This is a genomic window from Corallococcus sp. AB018 (genome assembly GCF_003986945.1).
Taxonomy (GTDB): Bacteria; Myxococcota; Myxococcia; order Myxococcales; family Myxococcaceae; genus Corallococcus; species Corallococcus exiguus.
Window position 1 is genome coordinate 1 of sequence record NZ_RAWR01000191.1, and the last position, 21,063, is coordinate 21,063.

The window sequence follows — 21,063 nt, forward strand, 5'->3', positions numbered from 1 at the left end:
CACCCCGCCCGTGACCTGGAGGAGCTGGGCGCCCGCCTCGGTGAGCTCATGCCTCTCCATGGTGCCCACCCACGAGATGTAGGTCAGGACGGCCATCCCCCCGCCCGAAATCACGGTGCACCCCCCGGACCACGCCAGCGCACGCCGCTGCCCTTCCGCGCGGGCGTCCAGATGGGCAAGGACCTCCATGTCCTCGAGCAGGTCCGGCACCGGCGCGCGGGACTGGTAGCGGAAGACTTCGTGGAAGCGGCTGATGTTGACCGCCAAGGCGGTGGACTCCCTGCGATGCCCGTCGGGCGGACCCGTGCGCGAGCGTAGGGGCCTCCGGGCCGTCCCACCAGGGGTGAACCGCCGGCCATGCAGGCAAGCCGAGCGCCGGGAAGGCGGGGACGTTAGGTAGGATGGGCGGCCCCAACGGCATGGAGCGCGAGGTGGACCGTGGATGAAGTGAGCCGGAGGGCAGCGCTGAAGCTCATCGCGGCGGCGGGTGTCACCACCGTCGCGGGGTGTTCACGCGGCTCGGGAAAGGCAGAGGAGTCGAAGATGAGTCAGCAGGCGCAGCAACCGGAAGCCGTGGTCCGCGTGGATCCGCTCGGGCCGTCCCCCACCCCGTGGCGGACGCCGGATCCGTTCCTCTTCTGCGTGCACCATGACGACCGCTACCCCCAGGGCAACGAGAAGCTGGGGCCCCAGGCATCGCTCGCGGGCCGGGACATCGGCCAGGACTTCGCGGGGCGGGACGGCTGGAACATGTACCACGGCACCGTGGTGCCGGGCTTCCCGCAGCACCCGCACCGGGGCTTCGAGACGGTGACCATCGTGCGCAACGGGCTGCTGGACCACTCGGACTCGCTGGGCGCGGCGGCGCGCTTCGGCGGGGGCGACGTGCAGTGGCTCACCGCGGGCGGCGGCATCAACCACTCGGAGATGTTCCCGCTGCTCAAGCAGGACCAGGGCAACCACATCGAGCTGTTTCAAATCTGGCTCAACCTGCCGCGCGCCAACAAGATGGTGCCCGCGCACTTCTCCATGCTGTGGAACAACGTCATCCCGCGCCACGTGGCGAAGGACGACGCGGGCCGCGCCACGAACATCACCGTGGTGGCGGGCAACCTGGGTGACATCCAGGCGCCTCCGTCGCCGCCCAAGTCCTGGGCCGCGAACGCGGACGCGGACGTGGCCATCTGGACGCTGAAGATGGAGCCGGGTGCGCGCTGGACGCTGCCGGCCGCGAAGCGCGGCACGAACCGGATGCTCTACTTCTTCCTGGGCGCTGGGATGAAGGTCGGCGGCCGGGCGGTGCCGGCGCGCAACGCCATCGAGCTGCGCGCGGACGTGGACGTGGTGCTGGAGAACGGCCCGGAGACGGCGGAGCTGCTGCTGCTCCAGGGGCGGCCCATTGGCGAGCCGGTCGTGCAGTACGGCCCGTTCGTGATGAATTCGCGGCAGGAGATTCAGCAGGCCTTCGCGGACTACCAGCGCACGGGCTTCGGCGGCTGGCCCTGGCCCAGCCACGACCCGGTGCACGCGCGAGAAGAAGGCCGCTTCGCGCGGCACGCGGACGGCAACGTGGAGCGGCCGGCCTGATCAAGGCTTCTTCGCGTCGGCGCCCTCCCACTCGAAGCTCAGGGAGGGCGCCTTGGCGCTCCTGGCGTCCTTCATGAGGAAGCCCTCCTGGCGCGTGCGGGCGCGCTCCAGGGCGGGCTTCAGCGCTTCGGGGATGGGCAGCAGCACGCCCACCACGAACATGTTCCCGCGGCAGGACTCGTTGTCGTAGGCGAACGCGATGCGCACGGCGACCTTGTCGCCTTCGACGTGGTGGAAGGCGACCGAGCGCTTCACGTTGTCCAGGCCGGAGGAGTTGAAGCCCACGCAGTCCTCGCCGGGCTTCAGGATCTCCATCAGGCCCGCCACGGTCTTCGCGTCGTTGAAGGCCTTCGCGTCGTCGATGTGCTCCTTCACGAAGCTGTCGGCCTTGAGGGCCTGGAGGACGTCCTTCTCCGGGAACACGTCCAGCAGGTTGAAGGCGCCGTGCTCCTTCGTCACGTCCCAGGTGACGTAGCCGGAGTGCGCGTATGGGTGGGCGCCGCCGGTGTAGCCGGAGCTGGACTCCTCGTAGCTCGCCCAGGGCCCCACGACCGACAGCACCTTGAAGGAGTGGTAGGCCTCCCAGTCGGACATGTCCCGGGTCTCCTCCGGGTCGGGCTTCAGGTCCTCCAGGAAGCCCTTCTTGCGGGACAGGAGGCCGAAGACCTCCTTGCCACCGCGCAGGGCGCGCAGGTCCTTCGAGGACATCTCGAACGTCACATCGGAGCCAGTGACCTTCCACGTGAGCGGCTGGGACTTGGGAGCGGGCGCGGCCGTGAACAGCGCCACCATCACCACGGAGCTCATGAGCATGCGCGCCATCCTGCCCGAACTCCGGACCGCCCGGTTTGCCGCCGGCCCGCCGTCGCGGTAGCACCCTTCCGTGGCCTCCTCTGGAATCGTCTACGCGTCCTTCGACCGCTTCCCCGCGCCCAAGGGCGCCGCCGTGCACATCCGCGCCTTCGTGGAGGCCCTGGGCGCCGCGTTTGGCCCGGTGGACCTCGTGGCCATCGGCGACGCGCCGGGCGCTCCCCCGCCTGCCCTGGGTCCCCACATCACCTACCACCCGCTGGGTGCCCGCGGGAAAGACCTGGTCGCCCAGGCGCTGACGTTCCGCTCGCACCTGGGTGCGTGGTGGAGGGGTCGGCCGCGCGCGAAGGCCGTCCACGTCCGCTCCATCTTCGAGGGCTACCCCATCGCCCGGCGCAAGGCCGCCCTCACCGACGCGCTCGTCTACGAGGTCAACGGCCTGCCCTCCATCGAGCTCAAGTACCACCATCCCGATGTCTCCGATGACGTGGAGCTGATGCGCAAGCTGCTCGCGCAGGAAGAGGCCTGCCTCCAGGCCGCGGACCTCCTCGTCACGCCCAGCGCCGTCACCGCCGAGCACCTGCTCTCACGCGGCGCGGATCCAAAGCGCCTGCGCGTCATCCCCAACGGCGTGGACCTGGACGTGTTCCGCTACGCACCTCCACGCCCCCCCGAAGCCGGCCGTCCCGTGCGCCTGCTCTACAGCGGCACCATGACCGCGTGGCAGGGCGTGCACCACGCCATCGAGGCCTGCCGCATCCTGCGCCGCGACCTGCCCGTGACCCTCACCCTCGTGGGCCCTCTGCGCAAGCACGCGCGCCGCGCCCTCCTGGACCGGTGCGGAGACCTCGTGCTCCAGGGCGCCGTTGAAATCCTCGAACCCCTGCCCCAGGAAGAGCTCGCCCGGCTGCACCACGCCTGCGACGTCGTGCTCGTGCCGCTGCCCGTGAACGACCGCAACTGCGTGCAGGGCTGCTGCCCCCTGAAGCTCATCGAAGCCATGGCCACCGGCACGCCCGTCGTCGTCAGCGACCTGCCCGTGGTGCGCGCGCTCGCGGAGGCCACCGAGGCCTACCGCGTCCGCCCCGGCTCGCCCAAGGCCATCGCCGAGGCCGTGAAGGACCTCATCGCCCATCCCGCCCTCGTCGCCGCCATGAGCGCCAACGCCCGAGCCCGCGTGGAGCGCGACTTCCCGTGGGGCCGCGCGCAGGAGGCGCTCGTGAACGCCTACTCGGACGACCTGGGCATCGCGCGAGTCAGCACGCGCGACAACACCGCCGCCTCCGCGTCCGCCTGAAAGCCCGCCTTGATTCGCGCGCGCGCCGCGGCCCCCAGCGCCGCGCGCTTCGCCTCGGGCATCCCCAGCACGTCCAGGCACGCCTGCCCCAGGTGGTTGAGCAGCGCCTTCTCCACGATGAAGCCATTCACCCCGGACTCCACCGCCTCCGGGATACCGCCCGCGTCGCTGGCGATGACCGGCCGCGCGCACGCCATCGCCTCCAGCAGCGCGTTGGGCATGCCCTCCCACAACGACGGCTGCAGATACACGTCACACAGCCGCAGGTGCTCCGCGATGAACTCCGGGGACTCCAGCGCGCCGGAGATGATGATGCGCGCCGCGTCCTCCGGATGCTCCGCCCGGTAGGCCACCAGGTGCTCCGCGTCCCGGGCGCGCACCTCGCCAATCACCAGCAGGCACGCGGGCCGCACGCGCCGCACCTCCGTGAGCGCGGACAAGAGGAACGGCAGCCCCTTCTTGTGGCGCAGCTCTCCAGAGAAGCCGAGCACCGCCTCGCCCGGCTGGATGCCCAATCGCTCGCGCAGGGCCGCGTCCGCCGGTCCCGGTGAGAACAGCGCCGTGTCCACCGCGTTGGGGATGACCTCCACGCCCGGGTCGCGGCCCAGCAGCATCGCCATCTTCCGGCCCAGGTCCGCGGACGCGGCGGTGAGCACGTCCGCCCGCTGAATCGTCCAGAGCAGGCGGGCGAAGTCCCCCGGCGGGAACATCAGCTGATCCACGTCATTGCCCCGCGCGCTGAGGATGGACCGCAGCCCCGCGCTCTGCGCGAACACCACCGCGAGGAAGCCCGGCGGGTACAGGTAGTGCCCCCACACCAGGTCATACTTCCGCCGCGAGTGCAGGTGGCCGAGCACATCGAGCGTGTGCTGCATGGACAGGTCCGCGCTGCCGAACAACCCCATCCGGTGCAGCGTGACGCCCTTCGCGAACGGCGACACGTCCCCCGCGTCCGGCACCGTCTCCAGCGCTCCGGGCTGCGCCGTGCGGGTCCAGGCCACCACGTCCACGCGTGCGCCCAGCCGCACGAGCGAGCCCGCGGTGCGCGCCCCGCTGCGCGCGAGCCCTCCGATGTCAGGGGGAAAGCGCTCGGCGAGGAGGAGGACGCGGGGACCGGAAGCCATGCCCTCAATCTACCCGTCCGCACGCGCCGGCGAGCGGGGAACCGCGAGGGATGAAAGGCGGAAGGCGTCCCGTTGCAACGCGCAATCCATGACGCAACCCCCGCCTGAAACCCTCGCCCCGGACGCCGCCCCCTCCACCACTGGAGCCAGGGGCCTCCTTGCCTCCCTGTGGCTGGCGGTGAAGGGATCCACCGAGGACCTGGCCACCGGGCCCGTGGATCGCGCCTTCCTGCTGCTGTCCGTGCCCATGGTGCTGGAGATGGTGATGGAGTCCGTCTTCGCCCTGGTGGACGTGCTCTTCGTGTCGCGCCTGGGCGCGGACGCCATCGCCACCGTGGGCCTCACCGAGTCCATGCTCACGCTCCTCCAGACGCTGCCGCTGGGTCTGTCCATCGGCGCCACCGCGCTCATCGCGCGCCGCATCGGGCAGAAGGATCCGGAGCGCGCCGCGAGCACCGCGGTGCAGGCCCTGGGCCTGGGACTCGCGCTGGCCGTGCCGCTGGCGTTCGCGGGCAGCTTCTTCGCGCGCCCGCTGCTCATGGCCCTGGGCGCCGCGCCCGGTGTGGTGGAGCACGGCGCGGGCTACACGCGGCTGATGCTGGCCAGCTATCCCATCATCATGCTGCTGTTCCTCATCAGCGCCATCCTGCGCGGCGCGGGGGACGCGGCCACGTCCATGCGCGCGCTGTGGCTGGCCAACTCCGTGAACATCGTGCTCGCGCCGCTGTTCATCTTCGGCCTGGGCCCCGTGCCCGCGCTGGGTGTCACCGGCGCCGCGCTGGCCACCACCGTGGGGCGCTCCACCGGCGTGCTGTATCAGGTGTACCGCCTGCTCAAGGGCAGCGGGCGTCTGGAATTGCGCCGCCGCCACCTGCGCGTGGACGTGTCCACGCTGCGCTCGCTGCTGAAGCTGTCAGGAGGCGCCACGCTCCAGTCGCTGTTGGGCATGTCCAGCTGGCTGGTGCTGATGCGCATCGTGGCCACCTTCGGCAGCACCGCGCTCGCGGGCTACACGCTGGCCATGCGCATCCTGCTCTTCGCGCAGCAGCCGTCATGGGGCCTGTCCCACGCGGCGGGCACGCTGGTGGGTCAGAGCCTGGGCGCGGGCGACACCGACCGCGCGGAGCGGGCCGCGTGGCGCGCCAGCTTCTACACGCTCGCGTTCCTGGGCGTGGTGGCGGTGGGCTTCCTCCTCTTCGCGGAGCCCCTCATCCACCGCTTCACCTCCGAGCCGGAGGTGGGCCTGCACGCCGTGCGCTGCCTGCGCATCGTCAGCTGCAGCCTGGCCCTCTACGCCTTCGTCACCGTGCTGCCCCACGCCTTCAACGGCGCGGGCGACACCACCACCCCCACAGTGGTGAACGCACTCTTCTCCTGGGGCCTCCAGCTGCCGCTCGCGTGGATCCTCTCCCATCCGTTGGGCCTGGGTCCCTCGGGCGCATTCATCGCCATCGCCGTCACGTATGGAGCGCTCGGCCTGGCGAGCGCCGCCCTCTTCCGGCGCGGCGGGTGGAAGCTGCGGCACGTCTGAGACCGTCCTCCATCAGCCGACAGTGGCCACGGCCTGGGGGCTGAGTTGAAAGCCTCCAGGCATGTGGAGACCTTCCCGAAACTCTCACGGCGAATGGGCACCTCCGGTGCCTCCAACCTCGGGGGCGCCAGTCACCCTGGGGCGCTTCCGAAGTGTCGCCGCGAGAGCACGGGGCACAACGGCGGGGAGGGGCTTCACACATGGCGGGCAACGAGCGGTTGGGCGTGGCGGTGGTGGGACTGGGCGGCGCGGTGGCGACCACGGCGGTGGCGGGCATGGAGCTCCTGCGCCGGGGACGGGTGGACACGCGGGGCCTGCCTCTGGCGGACGCCAAGGGCCTGGGGATGGTGGAGTACGGCGAGCTGACCTTCGGCGGCTGGGACCTGTTCGAAGACGACCTGGCGCACGCGGCGCGCAACCACGCGGTGCTGACGGAGGCGCAGCTGGAGGCGGTGGCGCCCACGCTGGGCCGCATGCGGCCGTGGCCCGCGGCCTCCAACGCGAAGTTCTGCAAGAACGTCGTCGGCACCGCGGAGAAGAAGGCGCGCACCCTGCGCGAACAGGTGCGGGCCATCCGCGACGACCTGGCCCGCTTCAAGCAACGTGAGCAGCTGGAGCGCGTGGTGGTGGTGAACCTGGCCTCCACGGAGAAGGCCGTGGACCTCACCCGTCCGGAGTTCGCCACGCCGGAGGCCTTCGAGAAGGCCCTGGACGCGAACGACCCGGACATCGGCCCCGCGATGCTCTACGCGTACGCGGCCATCGTGGACGGCATCCCGTTCGCCAACTTCACGCCCAGCGTCGCCGCGGACGTGCCCGCGCTGCTCCTGCTGGCGAAGCGCACCGGCGCGCCCGTCGCGGGCAAGGACGGCAAGACGGGGCAGACGCTGCTCAAGACGGTGCTCGCGCCCGCGCTGCGCGACCGCGCGCTGCACGTGGACGGCTGGTACTCCACCAACATCCTGGGCAACCGCGACGGAGAGGCCCTCAACGACCCGGCGTCGAAGCAGAACAAGCTCGACACCAAGGGCGCCGCGCTGGACAGCATCCTTGGCTACAAGGTCCAGGACCACGTCGTTCAAATCCAGTACTACCGCCCGCGAGGGGACAACAAGGAGGCCTGGGACAACATCGACGTGACGGGCTTCCTGGGGCAGCCCATGCAGTTGAAGCTCAACTTCCTCTGCAAGGACTCCATCCTCGCCGCGCCGCTCGTCGTGGAGCTGGCGCGCACGCTGGACCTGGCGAAGCGCCGGGGCGAGTGCGGCGTCATCGACGCGCTGGGCTGTTTCTTCAAGGCCCCCATGTCGCAGGACGGCGAGCCCGTGGAGCACGCCATGGCGGAGCAGCAGCGCCGCTTGATGACATGGCTGTCCAAGGGCAGCGCGCGGCAGGTGGAGCGCCTTCCGGAACGCATCAGGGGTTGAACCATGAACGCACCCGCGCGTGACACGGCGTCCCCTGGCCGTTTGGCGGAGCTCCGCCCGCTCCTGTCGGAGCTGATGGACCTCAAGCGCATCCGCACCCCGGACCATCCGGACGGTCTGGCGGCGCACGGTTTCCGCCGGGCCTGGGCCGCGCTGGCCTCCGGCATGGACCCACGCATCGTGGCGCTGCAGGAGACGGCGCGCGCGTTGGCGGCGGTGCGGCTGGGCGGCCTGGACATGGCCGTCCTCCAGCGGGCGGGGCTGTCCCCGCTGGACGCGACGCGGGTGCTGCACCGGGGCCTGGAGGCGATGACCGGGCCGCTGGCCCCCGGCCTGCGGGAGCGGCTGTCCGTGGCGCTCTCGCAGACACCGGAGGAGGCATGTCACGTGCCGCCGCCCCTGTTCGTCGACCGGCTGGTGCGTCAACCCCGCGCCGGGGCCACGTTCCCCGGCCGGCCGCGCATCCTCGTGTCACCGCAGGAGGGCCACGCGGACCACTGCTACGCGGTGGCGGTGGGCGCGGTGCTCGTCGCGCCCTGCTTCAGCGCATCCCCTGCCCTGCCCTTCGTGGCGGGGCTCTCGCACCACCTCTTCAACGCGGTGCTGCCGGACGCGGGCTACTGCGGGGAGGCGCTGCTGGGGGACCTGCTGGAGCCCGTCATGAAGCGCCTCACGGAGAAGGCCCTGTCCTCGCTGCCGGAGCGGCTGGCTGGTGTCGTGCGGCAGGCGCTGGCGCTCACCGGCAACGTGGACTCGGCGGAGGCGCGCGCCTTCAACGCCGCGGACGCACTGGACCGGGTGCTGGAGCTGGAGGCCCACGCTCGAGCGGCGGGCTTCACCCTGCGCCACGCGATGGAGGACCTGGAGCTGATCCACCCCGGCCCGCTCCAGACGTTCGGCAACGGCGTCCTGCGCGACGCGGCGGTGTGGCCATGAGCCAGCGGCGGTTCCTGAACCTTCCCAACAGGCGGTGACCATGTTCGAGGCGAAGCCGAGGCCCCGGAGGCTGGGCTGGGCGGTGGTGGGCTGTGGCTGGGTGGCACGGGACTACGTCATCCCTGCGCTCCAGGGCGCGAGCAACGCGCGGCTGGTGGCCCTGTGCGACGCGAACGCGGAGGCGCTGATGCGCATCCCGGCGGACGACGTGAATCGCTACACCGAGCTGGGGTCGGTGCTGGCGGACAAGGACGTGCAGGCCGTCTACATCGCCACGCCCAACCACCTGCACGCGGCGATGACGGAGGTGTGCGCGGCGGCGGGAAAGCATGTGCTGTGCGAGAAGCCCATGGCGGTCACGCCGCGCGACGGCCTGCGCATGGTCTCCGCGTGCCAGCGCGCGGGCGTGCACTACGCCACCGCGTTCGACCAGCGCCACCACGCGGCGCACCGCAAGCTGCGCATGCTGGTGAAGGAGGGCGTGCTGGGCACCGTCACCCAGGCGCGCATCCACTACGCCTGCTGGCTGCCCGAGGACTGGACGCCGGACAACTGGCGCATCGACCCGGAGCAGGCCGGCGGCGGCGCGATGATCGACCTGGCACCGCACGGCCTGGACCTGCTGGAGGTGGTGCTGGGCGACGAGTGGGAGTCGCTCACCGCCATGACGCAGCGGCGCGTGCACTGCTACGCCGTGGACGACGGCGCGGTGCTGATGGGCCAGTTCAAGAGCGGCGCGCTGGGCCTGTTGCAGGTGGCCTACAACTGCCCGGACGCGTACCCCCGGCGCACGCTGGAGCTCATCGGCACCCGGGCGCGAGCGCTGGCCTACAAGACGATGGGCCAGACACCCGGCGGCTCCCTGTCGCTCATCGACGCGAAGACGGGAGAGGAGACATGGGTCCCCCTCTCGCCGGAAGAGGACCGGAGCCCCTTCCTCCACCAGCTGGAGGTCTTCTCCACGTGCGTGCTGGAGGGGCGTCCACAGCCGTTCGCGCCAGAGCGCGACGTGCGGTTGGTGGGGCTGCTGACGCAGGCGACGCAGGCCGGAAAGGCTTTTCCGCCATGCCACTGACCCGCTACGCCTGCACCCACTGCGGCACGTGGCAGCCGGGCTTCCCGAGCGAGCGGCCCACGGGCTGTCCCACGTGCCTGGACGTGCGCAACGCGCTGCCGCGCGACGGCTGGGACTTCCAGACGGCGGGCCAGGTGTCGGAGCGGCTCACCACGCGCTGGGAGGAGGCGCTGCCCGGCATCTGGGGCTTCACGTGCACGCCGCCCTTCGGCCTGGGCTCCACGGGGTGGCTGTTGCGCAGACCCGAGGGCAACGTCTGCTTCGAGGGCGCGCCCTGGTACTCGCGGCCCGCGCTGGAGTTCATCGAGGTGATGGGCGGCCTCCAGGTGCTGTCCGCGTCGCACCCGCACGGCTTCGGGGCGCTGTGGCAGTTGCAGGAGCACTTCGACCCGCTGCTCGTGCTGCACCGGGACGCGGTCCAGTACAGCAAGGCCTTCCAGGTGCGCTGGCCGGTGGATGACGAGCATGAGCTGGCGCCGGGCCTGACGTTGCATTGCGTGGGCGGCCACTACGAGGGCCAGACGGTGCTGTACGACGCGCGCACCCGTTCACTGTTCTGCGGCGACGCGCTGAAGGTGGACCTGGACGCGCGAGGCAGGCCCACGGGCCTGTCGTGCCACAAGGGCTTCCACTCCGCGATTCCGCTGAGCCACGGCGAGCTGCGCCGCTACCGCGCGGTGCTCAAGCAGCTCCCGTTCGAGAACGTCTTCACCCCGTTCGAGTTCGCGCGAGGCGTCACCCGCGAGCACGCGCTGGCGCTGTTCGACCGGCTGCTCTCGGGCATGCCGCACACCCGTCCCCTGCCCTTGGAGGAACTGTCATGAGCATTGCCCGAGCCCTGGATGCGTATCACCACGCCATGTCCACCGGCGCCCTGCAGATGTTCCGCATCGACCCCATCGACCGGCTGGGAATTCCCGTGGCCTCCGCCAGTCTGGCGCTGGGGGGCGGTTCGAGCGCGGTGCTGCACGGCAACGGCTATGGCCGCACGGACGAAGAGGCGCGGGTGGGCGCGCTGGGCGAGCTGGTGGAGGAGACCTTCTGTGAGCTCGCGATGCACCGAATGCCGCGCGTGCACGGCAGCTACGAGGCGCTGGTGCGCGCGAGAGGTCCCACCGCGGTGGCGGATCCGCTCACGCTGGGGCTGCCCGCGGGCAGTCCGTATCAACCGGACCTGCCGCTCGTCTGGGTGGAGATGCAGCGGCTGTCCACGGGGGAGCGGGTGCTGGTGCCGGAGGAGTACGTCGCCATCCACCCCGGGCAATTGCAGGGGAGAACACCGCTCATCACACCCATCACCAACGGCCAGGGCGCGGGGCTGACGCGGCCCCAGGCGCTGGCGCACGGCCTGCTGGAGCTCATCCAGCGCGACGGCAACGGGCTGATGTACCGCGCCATGGACCAGGGCGTGGAGCTGGACCTGGAGGGCACGGACCTGGCGCCGGACGTGCGCGAGCTGCTGGAGCTCTACCGCCGCGCGGGCGTGGAGGTGATGGCGAAGCTGGCCAGCACGGACTTCGGCCTGGTGAACCTGTACGTGGTGGGCCGCGACCTGTCCGTGGGGGACCAGCCGCTGATGGTGACGGCGTGCGGAGAGGCGGCCGACCCGGACCGGGACCGGGCGCTGCGCAAGGCGCTGCTGGAGTACGCCTGTTCGCGCGCGCGCAAGGCGTTCATGCACGGGCCGCTGAGCCACGTGGCCCGGGTGGCGCCGCCGGAATACATGGACCGCTTCGTGCCGCGGGTGGACCTGGACGCGGAGGAGCCGCGCGCGCTGAACGCGATGGTGGAGTGGGCGCGGCTGCCAGCCTCGGCGCTGCGAGAGCTGACGGCGTGCACGCTGATGATCCGCCAGAAGGTGCGCTTCGAGGACCTGCCCCGTTCGCCCACCGTGGAGGACCCCTCGCTCCGGTGCGACCACGTGGTGAGGCAGCTGCACGCGGAGGGCTTCGACATCCTGGTCGCGGACCTGTCGCCGCCGGGCCGCCAGGTGCACGTGGTGAAGGCGCTGGTGCCGGGCCTGGAGGTGGAGACGATGACGTACAACCGCCTGGGCGAGCGCAACGTGGCGCGGCTCCTGGAGCGCAGGGACCCGCTGGTGGGCCTGGGAGCACCGCCGTCGGGAGCGCAGCCGGTGCGACTGACGCCGGACGCCGAGTCACGGCTGGGAGGCCCCGTCTGGTTCAACGTGCGGCTGGCGGAAGCGCGAGTGGGGAGGCTGTACGCGCTCTACCGGGAGCCGGACCGCCACGCGGTGCCGGCGGTGCTCGCGAGCCGCCGCTTCGGAGGGCAGTGAGCCATGGCCCTGCGCTTCGCATACAACACCAACGGCGTATCGAATCACCGCTTCGAGGACGCGCTGGGCCTCATCGCGGACAGTGGCTACGACGGCGTGGCGCTGACGCTGGACCACCACCACTTCGACCCGTTCGCGCCGGACTTCGAGCGGCGCACGGAACAGCTCGCCACTCGGCTGGAGCGGCTGGGCCTGGGGCTGGTGGTGGAGACGGGGGCGCGCTTCCTGCTGGACCCTCGGAGGAAGCACGAGCCCACGCTCATCACACCGGACGCGCAAGGCCGTGCGCGGCGGCTGGAGTTCCTGAAGCGCGCGGTGGACGTGTGCGGGACGTGCCGGGGGGAAGCGGTGTCCTTCTGGGCGGGAGTGCCACGTCCCGGAGTGACGGAGAAGGCCGCGTGGCCGTGGCTGGTGGACGGCGTGGCACGGCTGGCGGAGTACGCGGCGGCACGCGGCGTGGTGCTGGCGGTGGAGCCGGAGCCAGGGATGCTGGTGGAGACGGTGGACGATTGGCGTCAGTTGGAGACGCGGGTGCCCGGCGTGCGTCTGGCATTGGACGTGGGCCACCTGCTGGTGACGCAGGAGCGGACGCCCGCGGAAGCGGTGCGCGAGTTCGCGCAGGTGCTGGGCACGGTGGCGCTGGAGGACATGAAGCGCGGCGTGCATGAGCACCTGCCCTTTGGCGAAGGGGACGTGGACGTGCCGTCGGTGCTGCGCGAGCTGACACGCGCGGGCTGCGACCGGCTGGTGTGCGTGGAGCTGTCTCGGGACGCGCACCGGGCGCACGAGCTGGTGCCCTGGGCGCTGGAATGGTTGAGGAAGCGCCTGCCGACGGGCGCGGAGGTGGCGGCATGAACACCGTGAACGGGCTGCGAATCTGTTTCATCTCCCGGCGCTTCTTTCCGGCCATCTCAGGGATGAGCGTCTATGCGCTGAACCTGGTGCGGGAGCTGGTGGCGTGCGGGCACGACGTGACGATGGTGAGCCAGTACCGCAGCGACGCGGCAGGCATGGCGGTGTACGGGGGCGGGCCGCCACCGGGAATCCCAGGCGCGCACGTGCTGGGCTGCGAGTCGGTGGGCGAGCAGCGCATCAACCAGGGCCAGCCGGCGAGCTTCGAGCATGACCTGGAGGTGATGGTGAACACGGTGGTGCGCGAGCACCGTCGCCGTCCGTTCGACCTCATCCATGCGCAGTACGGCTATCCGTGCGGCCTGGCGGCGCTGCAGGCGGCAAGGCTGCTGGGATTGCCCAACGTCGTCTCCATCCAGGGTGGAGATGGGCACTGGGTGGGGACCTGCTGCGGGACGCACAAGCAGGCGATGCTCGCGGTGCTGGGCCACGCGGGGGCGCTGCTGATTGGGAGCAGGTCCTTCGCGCAAGAGGTGAGCGAGAACCACGGGACGCCGCTGGAGCGGTTCACCATCGTCCCCGGCGCCACGGACACGCTGCGCTTCCATCCGAGGAGTGAGTCGGCGGTGGGCGAAACGCGGGACGTGCCGGTGTGGCTGTACCACGGCCGGGTGGACGCTCGGAAAGGGGTGATGGAGCTGCTGGATGCCGTGCAGCGGCTGGTGGCTGACGGGCGGAGGTTCAAGCTGCGGGTGTCTGGGATTGGACCGGACCTGGAGGCGGTGCGAGCGAAGGTGGAGGCGGAGGGGCTCCACGGCGTGGTGGAGCTCACGGGGGCATCCCTCTACGCGAAGGCGCCGGACCTGTACCGGAGCGCGGACCTGTTCGTGTCCCCCACGTATTCAGAGGGGTTCTCCAACACGCTGTTGGAGGCGATGGCCTCCGGGCTGCCCATCGTGTCGACGCGAGCGGTGGGGGTGGTGGACTGCCTGGAGGACGGGCGGGACGCGCTGCTGGTGCCGCCAAAGGACAGCGCCGCGCTGGCGGAGGCGATGGGCCGGATGATGGACGACGCGCCGTTGCGCAAGCGGCTGGCGGCGACGGCGCTGCGCGAGGTGCGGGAGTTGTACTCGTGGCGTGCGGTGGGGCGGAGGATTCAAGGCGTCTACAGGAACCTGACAGGCACGCGGCCGGACACGCGGTGGACGCACCTCTACGACCCGGCGATGACGGAGGAGCGCGCGGACCACACGTGCCGCTTCCGGGCGGAGCCGCACCTCCTATGAGCACGGCCCTGTTCGTGTCGCCGCACCTGGACGACGTGGCCTTCTCCTGTGGAGGCACGTTGGCGGCGCTGAAGGCGAAGGGGTGGACGGTGGCGCTCGTCACCGTTTTCACGAAGTCGGTGCCGGGGCCGAAGGGCTTCGCGCTGCAATGTCAGACATCAAAGGGACTGGGGCCGGATGTGGACTACATGGCCCTGCGGAGGAAAGAGGACCGCGCCTTCGCGGTCTGCATGGGCGTGGACCAGGTGCGCTGGGGGGACCTGGAGGAAGCGCCGCACCGGGGCTACGCAAGCCCTGAAGCGCTGTTCCAGCCACCGCGAGCGGACGACGTCATCGAAGCGAAGGTGGCGAAGTGTTTGAAGCCGGTGTTGTGGGACCTGAAGCCGGACCGGGTCTTCGTGCCCCAGGCCCTGGGAAGCCACGTGGACCACGTGCACGTGGTGCGAGCAGTGAAGGGGCTGGGCATCCCAACGAACCGGATCCTCTACTACCGGGACACGCCGTACGCCGTGCGCCAACCGAAGGCCCACCCCGACCCCGCCGTGCCCCAGGGCCTGCACCCGCTGGCGGTGGACATCACGGAGCACCTGCCGAAGAAGGTGGAGGGCTGCGTCCGCTACGGCACGCAGCTGGGCTTCCAGTTCGGCGGAGTGGACGGCCTGGCGCGGACGCTCACGGCGTTCCACCGGATGGAAGCACAGACACGCGGTCAGTCCGGGGCGGCGGAGGTGTTCCTGACGGATGGGGTCAGCTAGGAAGCCGCAATGGGTGCAGAAGGCCCGCGGCATCGAGCACTTGTTGAACCTCCGAAGCCAGCGCGACGTGTTCCGGGTTCGTCACCGTGAACCGCTCCGGAGTGAGGACCACGAGGGTTCCCAGGTCGCCCACGGGCTCGACGCGTACGGGGGCGGGGAGCGGGGGCACGGTCCCTCTCTGGCGGGAGAAGTACATCACCCAGCCAGGAAGTGTTCCCATCTTGGGCCGTGAGGACAGGCTCCCATAATGATCACTCGAGGTGGCGAAACCAAACTCAGGATCCCAAGCAAGCGCCATCTCCCGAACCACTTGGGAAAGCACGGCCGCGGTCAAGATGCGTTCTGAGAGTGGCCCCTCCTCGGGTGGGGACAGGACACAGGTAGAAGGAGTCCAGGGATCCGCGGAGCCACATGTCCCAGTGACACTCGCCGTTTCATCGGGCCGAGCCCCCGCCCAGAGCCAGTACTGGAAGGCATCTCCCAGCCGGCGGTCCTTCCTGCTGAAGTGCTTGCGCAGCGAATCCACGTCCGTAGCGACCTGCTTTTGAGACGCTTCCTCGAAGGAGTTCGCTGTTTCGCACCAGCGGTTCCATGTCGGTTCGATGCGGGCCAGGAACTGGAAGAAGGCTGAGGCACGCTGAGCGCACTGCTCCGCGGATTCGCTACGTCCCAGCCAATACGCACCTGCAAAATAGGATTCCATCATGGAGGGGGGACTTTGACTGGACGTAGGACGACTTCAATGCCGATGCTTTCCCGCTCGAACATCCTCTTGAGGACCCTCGCGAACCGCTCCTCCGCGACAAGCCAACGCACAGGAGTATCTCCGGCCACGCTCAGTTGACGCCTTGCCTGTTCACGAAGGCCCTTTTCTCCCTCGAAGTACCTCTTGAATCTCGGCACCTCATCAAGAAACTGCTCGTAGCCAGGCCCCTTGGCGTCCAGCAGAACGTTCTCATCCAGGTCATAGCCGTCGAAGTCGACTTCCTCATCCCCTCGCTTGACCCGGTACGCGGATCCCTTCGGTGCTCCGGTCACCTGGGCCTGATAGTCGCGGGCGCGGTTGGACATCGACTCATTCACCTGCACCCACTTGCCCGGCCCTCCTGCTGGCGGCATCCCTCCGCTGCTGCTCGCGGGAGGCGGGCCCACGGCAGCCATGGCCACCGCCGTGGACGCGAGCGTCACCTCCACCACGCCGTCCACCACCGCCACCGCGCTCACGTCCAGCACGCGTGCCGGGTTGAAGCCCGCCTGTGTCGAGCCCAACCGCACTGCGTCCGGGAAGCCGGGCATCAACGTGAGCGCGGATGACAACCCCACCGTCACGCCGTGACTCACCAACATCGTCACCGCGAGCACGAAGACGCGCGCCACCTCCGGCCCCAGTGCCTGCGCGAAGACTTCCGCCGCCTCCTCCAACTCCTGAAACGTCCGCGCCCGGTCCGTCGCATCCTTCAGCGCCCAGCACGCGCGCACTACGGCGACGAACGACTGCACGCCCACGTATGCCAGGAACACAGCGGCAATCACCGCCGCGGCCTTGGTGAACACGGGCTCCGGCGCCGCGGCCAGCACCACCCAGGACGCAATCGCTCCCGAGACCACGGAGACAAAGAACTCCGGGTTCAGCGAGTCCTGCAGCGCAGCGCCAATACTCGCGCGCAAAGGGTCCAGCGACATGCCCACCGCGAGCGTCAGCCGGTCCAACTCACCGAAACCCGCGCCGTCCTCCAGCAAGGACAGACAGTCCCCAGGAGCCTCATGCGCCCGGCACCACCGCCCGTACCCGTCCCGCAGCATGAACCCGAATCCCAGGTCCAGCTGCGCCCCCTTCTTCGCGACCGCGCGCACCACCTTCGGTGCCCGCACCGTCAGTGGCGCCTCCAGCACCAGCCGCGTCAGCGCCTCCTCGAACTCCCGAGCGCTGACCGGCACACGGCGGTCCCACGTCACCGGCGCATACGTCCGGGTCTCCCGTTCCGTGCGCAGCCGCACCGTGGGTCCACTGGCGCAGCCCGCCCAGAACACCAGCAGCATCAGCCAGCAGCCAGCCCGTCCCCACGGTTTCGTGCCCAAGTGGCGTCTCCAACCCACGACGTGTCGTCTAGACTGCTCCGAGGACCGCGAATGTCTCCCAGGTCCCCGGAGCACGAATCATGACGTCCATCTCGGATGAAACCCACCAACGCATCACCGACCTCTGCGCCCAGGGAGACACCGCGGCGGGAGAGGACGACTTCGAGCAGGCCCTGAAACACTTCAAGGCCGCCCTCGCCCTGATTCCGGAACCCACCCGCGACCATCAGCAGAACACCTGGGTGCGCGCCGCCATCGGCGACATGTACTTCCAGCTCGAACGCTTCGAGGACTGCCGCGAGCACTTCCGCGAAGCCGTCCACTCGCCGGGAGGGCTCGGCAATCCCTTCATCCACCTGCGGCTCGGCCAGTGCGCCCTGGAGCTGGGAGACGAAGCCCGCGCCGCCGATGAGCTGGCCCGAGCCTTCATGGGCGGAGGTGAGGAGCTCTTCGAAGGCGACGACGCGAAGTACCTGGAGTTCATCCAGTCCCGCCTGCAACCGCCCCAGGACGATTGAGGAATCCGGGACCCGAGCGCCGGCCTCCCCGCTCGACCTGGCGCCTCACGCACGCGGGGAATGCACACCCTGAGGCGTGAACCCGCTCCCGCGAGGAGGCGCCCATGACACGCCAGCAGCCGAGCACCGTCCGTCCCTTCTTCCCGGAAGGCTTCCGCGAAGGCGACGAGGACGTCAACGGCACGCGGATCCACTTCGTCATCGGCGGCAAGGGCAGCCCCGTCGTGCTGCTGCACGGCTACACGCAGACGCACCTCATGTGGTGGCGCCTGGCGCCGGAGCTCGCGAAGGAGCACACCGTGCTCATCCCGGACCTGAGAGGCGCGGGTGGCTCGGCCGCCCCCGGGCAGGGCTATGACAAGGAGACGATGGCCGGCGACATGCGCGCGCTGGTGAAGAAGCTCGGCTTCGACAAGGTCTCCGTCGTGGGCCACGACATCGGCCTGATGGTCGCCTACGCCTACGCCGCCCGGTTCCCCGGCGAGGTCGAACGCCTGGCCCTCCTGGATGCGTTCCTGCCGGGCATCGAACCCTGGTCCGACCAGGTCATGAAGAGCCTGGACGTGTGGCACTTCACCTTCAACGGCCCCACCGCGGAGAAGCTGGTGCAGGGGCGCGAGCGCATCTACTTCGACCATTTCTGGACCGACTTCGCCGCCAATCCCCAGGCCGTCGGAGAAGCGGAACGGCAGGCGTACACGGAGGCCTACGCGGCCCCGGGCCGGCTCCACTCGACATGGGGCTACTTCCAGGCGTTGGACCAGGACAAGAAGGCCTTCCGGGAGCTGGCCCGGAACAAACTCCCCATGCCCGTGATGGTCATTGGCGGTGACAAGTCCATGGGCGAACCGCTCGTCGCGCAGGCGCGTGCAGTGGCAACCCAGGTCGAGCCCCACATCCTCCGGGACACCGGCCACTGGGTGACCGAGGAGCGGCCAGCGGAGGTCCGCGAGCTGCTCGGAGACTTCCTCCGGGCGTGACGCCTGGCCTTCCGCGCCCGCTAGGCTCCGAAGCCGCCCAGCGCCGTGCGGCTGAAGCTGGCCGCGCCCTGGCTGACGCGCACGGCGGACTGGCTGAACACCTGGAACGCGGCGCGGATCTCCTGGGCGCTCTGCCCCGGCGTGAGAATCCACCGGTCCGAGATGCCCATCTCCTGGAACACGCGCCGGAAGTCCGTCACCCCATCGTCGATGCCCATCGCCGCGACGATGTGGTTCTCCACCCGGTGCAGGTCCTTCACCAGCGCCGCTACATCCTTCGCCCGCGCCTTCTGCGAGCCCGCGTCGGCGCCGTCCGTGATCAGCAGCGTCACCGTGCGCACCGGCACTCCGTTGCCGCTGAACTCCTGCGACTTCGCCAGCACCGTGCCCAGCAGCACCACCGCCTGGTCGTACAGCGGCGTCCCCTGGTCCGCCGAGTAGTTCTTCGAGTGCATCCGCACCACGTCCTCCAGCGGCCGGAACGGATTGAGCACGTGTCCGTTCAGGTAGCGCGTGTGGAACAGCACGCCGTCCTTCTGCTGGCTCGCCAGCAGCGCGTCCAGCACCAGGTTGTGCCCGTCACACACCGTCTTCGTGTGCCCCGCGTGCGAGATGCTCCCGGAGTCATCCGGCATCACCGTCACCAGCACCACCTCGCTCGCCTGCACGTCGTCCACGTGGATGCCCAGACCCGCTTGGATCTGCGCCCCCAGGTCCACCACCGTGAGCGTCTGCAACCCCGCAGGGCTGAGGATGCCCTCCGCGTGCGCGTCCTCGAAGAGCTTCGTGACACCCGTCCCGTTCGCCTTGCTCATGTCCGTGTCTCCCTTCGTGTGAGTGCCAATGCCAGACGTCACGCCAGGTGCAGGTCCGGCCAGCTCGCCAGCGGATCCGTCGACTTCACCAGGTGCATGCCCGCGTCCGCGAAGCGCTTGAGCGCCGCGTCCGCCTGCGGCGTGAAGTCCGCCGCGAAGCCGCCCTTGCCGTCCGGCACCGTCACCGACGACATGCAGTCCGTCAGCAGGTACACCTTGCGAGCCAGCGCCGCGTCCTGCGCGACAATCTCCCCCAACAAGTCGTCGATGCTGCTCTTCACGCAGTGGCTGGCCGCCTGCCCGCCAATCACCACCGCGTCCGACGTGAGCAGCGTCTTCAGGAACTGCGTGTTGCGCTGAGCGAGCGGCTGGCCGTCATGCCGCATCAACACCTCCGGCCGCAGCACCGAGTAGTTCTCCGTCAGCGGGTTGCCGCCCTTCACCTCCGCCCACGACTGCACGCCGCGCGCGTACGAGTGGAACAGCCGCGCCTCCTGCACCACGCCCGACAGCGCGTGCCCGTCGCTGCCCAGCAGGCAGTGCGGCGGCCACAGGTAGAGCGTGTACTTCCCCGCGCGCTCCAGCTCCTCGCAGTAGAACTTCACCTGCTTGAGCAGCCACGGGTAGTTGCCGCCGCACAGCCACTTCGCCACCGCGGGGTTCGGCCTCGCCTGGCCGCGCTCAATCTGCTCGCGAGTCACCTCGCGGTACGGCTGGAGCGACTGGTCGTCCTGGTCCACCCAGAACGACGGGAAGAAGATCTGGAAGGCGAAGTGCGTATCCAGCGTCGCGGTGACGTTCGTCAGCGTCCCCAGGTTCCGGTAGATGAACTCCGCGATGCGGCGGTTGTCGTCGATGGCGCCCCGCCCGCTACGCCCCGCCACGTACAGCGAGCCATCCGGGAAGCAGAAGTCCTTCTGCACGTCGATGAGCAACAGGTGCAGGTTGAAGCGGTCCGTGGCCGCCGCCGTCACGCCCTGCGCCGCCTTCCACGCTCCGGCGTCACGCTGGAGTTTCCCGGCGTTCGCGCCGTAGCCGTACTCCGCCGCGTGGTTCGAATTGTAGAACCCGGGCAGCGGCAGTTCCTTCACGGTCGTCTTCTTCATGTCCATCCCCCTGTGTGTGTTTCACTTCATCCGCAGCAAGGTGAGGTCCTGGGCCCCCACCACCGTCAATCCCTCTCGCGACAGCAGGAGCTCGCGGCCCGCGTCCACGAACGGCTCCGCGTCCGGGAACTCGCGCACCGCCACCAACTGGCCCTGCTGGAGCTCCACGCGCGTCAGCCCCGCGTCCGTGGCGCAGAAGAGCGCGCCCCCCACGGCGCACTTTCCACGCAGCGTCCCCAGCCAAGAGCCATCCCCCGCGTCTGCCCGGGCGCTCGCGCGCACCGCCCCGTCCGAGCCCAGCAGCACCGCGTGATGCACGGTGCGTCCGTTGGCCTCCTCCGCGAGCAGCAGCCACACCGAGTCCGCGTCGAACACAGCCTCCGCGTCCAGCAACTGCCCTGACGGCCACGGCAGCGCGAGTCCGTCCCGCAGGCCCTTGCGCTCCACGTTGAACAGGAAGGCTCCCCGCAGCCCCGCCGCGCGGTGGAAACCCAGGCCGAACCGGGGTCCCACGAACAGCCGCGTCTGCCCCTGCAACACGTCCCCCCACCGCTCGGCCCCATACATGCCGTCCCGCCACAGCCCGCCG

At 70.1% G+C, this 21,063-nt stretch carries 20 protein-coding genes and 1 pseudogene; 13 read left to right on the forward strand and 8 right to left on the reverse strand.

Annotation, left to right across the window (positions count from 1 at the left end; all coding sequences use genetic code 11):
* Positions 1–267: hypothetical protein (locus D7Y11_RS32145; RefSeq protein ID WP_148139242.1), on the reverse strand; the 267-nt coding region annotated here is incomplete at its 3' end.
* Between the two features lie 276 nt (positions 268–543).
* On the opposite strand from D7Y11_RS32145, the gene D7Y11_RS32150 reads away from it, so the two are divergent.
* On the forward strand, positions 544–1,587 hold the full coding sequence (locus D7Y11_RS32150; RefSeq protein WP_121752712.1) for a pirin family protein: 1,044 nt from the start codon (positions 544–546) through the stop codon (positions 1,585–1,587).
* On the opposite strand, the gene D7Y11_RS32155 is transcribed toward D7Y11_RS32150, so the two are convergent.
* Complete coding sequence (locus tag D7Y11_RS32155) at positions 1,588–2,400, reverse strand: hypothetical protein (RefSeq protein ID WP_233597261.1); 813 nt, start codon at positions 2,398–2,400, stop codon at positions 1,588–1,590.
* A 70-nt stretch (positions 2,401–2,470) separates the two neighbouring features.
* Between D7Y11_RS32155 and D7Y11_RS32160 the strand changes: the two genes are divergently transcribed.
* A complete protein-coding gene (locus tag D7Y11_RS32160) occupies positions 2,471–3,694 on the forward strand; it encodes a glycosyltransferase family 4 protein (protein ID WP_126935593.1) in 1,224 nt (407 codons plus the stop codon).
* On the opposite strand, the gene D7Y11_RS32165 is transcribed toward D7Y11_RS32160, so the two are convergent.
* Positions 3,625–4,818 carry a glycosyltransferase gene (locus tag D7Y11_RS32165; protein ID WP_126935594.1) on the reverse strand — a complete coding sequence of 398 codons (1,194 nt, stop codon included), beginning with the start codon at positions 4,816–4,818 and terminating at the stop codon, positions 3,625–3,627. The genes D7Y11_RS32160 and D7Y11_RS32165 overlap by 70 nt on opposite strands.
* A gap of 178 nt (positions 4,819–4,996) precedes the next feature.
* On the opposite strand from D7Y11_RS32165, the gene D7Y11_RS32170 reads away from it, so the two are divergent.
* The 9 genes from D7Y11_RS32170 (at position 4,997) to D7Y11_RS32210 (ending at position 14,976) form a co-directional block, all read left to right on the forward strand.
* Positions 4,997–6,349: an MATE family efflux transporter gene (locus D7Y11_RS32170; protein ID WP_233607444.1), complete on the forward strand. Its 1,353-nt coding sequence runs from the start codon at positions 4,997–4,999 to the stop codon at positions 6,347–6,349.
* A 200-nt stretch (positions 6,350–6,549) separates the two neighbouring features.
* The gene (locus tag D7Y11_RS32175) at positions 6,550–7,776 is read left to right on the forward strand and encodes an inositol-3-phosphate synthase (protein ID WP_126935595.1); all 1,227 of its coding nucleotides are present in this window, start codon (positions 6,550–6,552) and stop codon (positions 7,774–7,776) included.
* Between the two features lie 3 nt (positions 7,777–7,779).
* Positions 7,780–8,712 (forward strand): hypothetical protein, encoded by a 933-nt coding sequence (locus tag D7Y11_RS32180; RefSeq protein WP_120579255.1) that lies wholly within the window; start codon positions 7,780–7,782, stop codon positions 8,710–8,712.
* Positions 8,713–8,752: 40 nt separating this feature from the next.
* Positions 8,753–9,787: a Gfo/Idh/MocA family protein gene (locus D7Y11_RS32185; protein WP_126935596.1), complete on the forward strand. Its 1,035-nt coding sequence runs from the start codon at positions 8,753–8,755 to the stop codon at positions 9,785–9,787.
* Positions 9,778–10,611, forward strand: a complete 834-nt coding sequence (locus D7Y11_RS32190; RefSeq protein ID WP_120579256.1) for a hypothetical protein — start codon at positions 9,778–9,780, stop codon at positions 10,609–10,611. The genes D7Y11_RS32185 and D7Y11_RS32190 overlap by 10 nt, the downstream gene beginning before the upstream one ends.
* On the forward strand, positions 10,608–12,083 hold the full coding sequence (locus tag D7Y11_RS32195) for a YcaO-like family protein (RefSeq protein WP_120579257.1): 1,476 nt from the start codon (positions 10,608–10,610) through the stop codon (positions 12,081–12,083). The genes D7Y11_RS32190 and D7Y11_RS32195 overlap by 4 nt, the downstream gene beginning before the upstream one ends.
* Positions 12,084–12,086: 3 nt before the next feature.
* Positions 12,087–12,938: a sugar phosphate isomerase/epimerase gene (locus D7Y11_RS32200; RefSeq protein WP_120579258.1), complete on the forward strand. Its 852-nt coding sequence runs from the start codon at positions 12,087–12,089 to the stop codon at positions 12,936–12,938.
* Entirely contained in the window at positions 12,935–14,221 is a 1,287-nt protein-coding gene (locus tag D7Y11_RS32205; protein WP_126935597.1) for a glycosyltransferase family 4 protein, read from the forward strand. The genes D7Y11_RS32200 and D7Y11_RS32205 overlap by 4 nt, the downstream gene beginning before the upstream one ends.
* Positions 14,218–14,976 carry a PIG-L deacetylase family protein gene (locus D7Y11_RS32210; protein WP_126935598.1) on the forward strand — a complete coding sequence of 253 codons (759 nt, stop codon included), beginning with the start codon at positions 14,218–14,220 and terminating at the stop codon, positions 14,974–14,976. The genes D7Y11_RS32205 and D7Y11_RS32210 overlap by 4 nt, the downstream gene beginning before the upstream one ends.
* Here the strand turns inward: D7Y11_RS32210 and D7Y11_RS45025 are convergent.
* Positions 14,969–15,682 (reverse strand): immunity 52 family protein, encoded by a 714-nt coding sequence (locus D7Y11_RS45025; RefSeq protein WP_121752722.1) that lies wholly within the window; start codon positions 15,680–15,682, stop codon positions 14,969–14,971. The two genes, D7Y11_RS32210 and D7Y11_RS45025, sit on opposite strands and share 8 nt — an antisense overlap.
* Entirely contained in the window at positions 15,679–17,055 is a 1,377-nt protein-coding gene (locus tag D7Y11_RS32220) for a restriction endonuclease fold toxin 5 domain-containing protein (RefSeq protein ID WP_233607445.1), read from the reverse strand. Before D7Y11_RS32220 ends, D7Y11_RS45025 begins: the two co-directional genes overlap by 4 nt.
* Positions 17,056–17,135: 80 nt before the next feature.
* Between D7Y11_RS32220 and D7Y11_RS32225 the strand changes: the two genes are divergently transcribed.
* Positions 17,136–17,573 (forward strand): lipopolysaccharide assembly protein LapB, encoded by a 438-nt coding sequence (locus D7Y11_RS32225; RefSeq protein WP_120579263.1) that lies wholly within the window; start codon positions 17,136–17,138, stop codon positions 17,571–17,573.
* 104 nt (positions 17,574–17,677) lie between these two features.
* Positions 17,678–18,553, forward strand: a complete 876-nt coding sequence (locus D7Y11_RS32230) for an alpha/beta fold hydrolase (RefSeq protein ID WP_126935599.1) — start codon at positions 17,678–17,680, stop codon at positions 18,551–18,553.
* A gap of 20 nt (positions 18,554–18,573) precedes the next feature.
* Here D7Y11_RS32230 and D7Y11_RS32235 read toward each other — a convergent pair whose 3' ends face one another.
* The 3 genes and pseudogenes from D7Y11_RS32235 to D7Y11_RS32245 form a co-directional block, all read right to left on the reverse strand.
* Entirely contained in the window at positions 18,574–19,368 is a 795-nt protein-coding gene (locus tag D7Y11_RS32235) for a hypothetical protein (RefSeq protein ID WP_121752739.1), read from the reverse strand.
* Positions 19,369–19,406: 38 nt separating this feature from the next.
* Complete coding sequence (locus D7Y11_RS32240; RefSeq protein WP_126935600.1) at positions 19,407–20,474, reverse strand: nicotinamidase; 1,068 nt, start codon at positions 20,472–20,474, stop codon at positions 19,407–19,409.
* A 21-nt stretch (positions 20,475–20,495) separates the two neighbouring features.
* Positions 20,496–21,063 (reverse strand): annotated as a pseudogene (locus D7Y11_RS32245) (hypothetical protein); the annotation flags it as partial.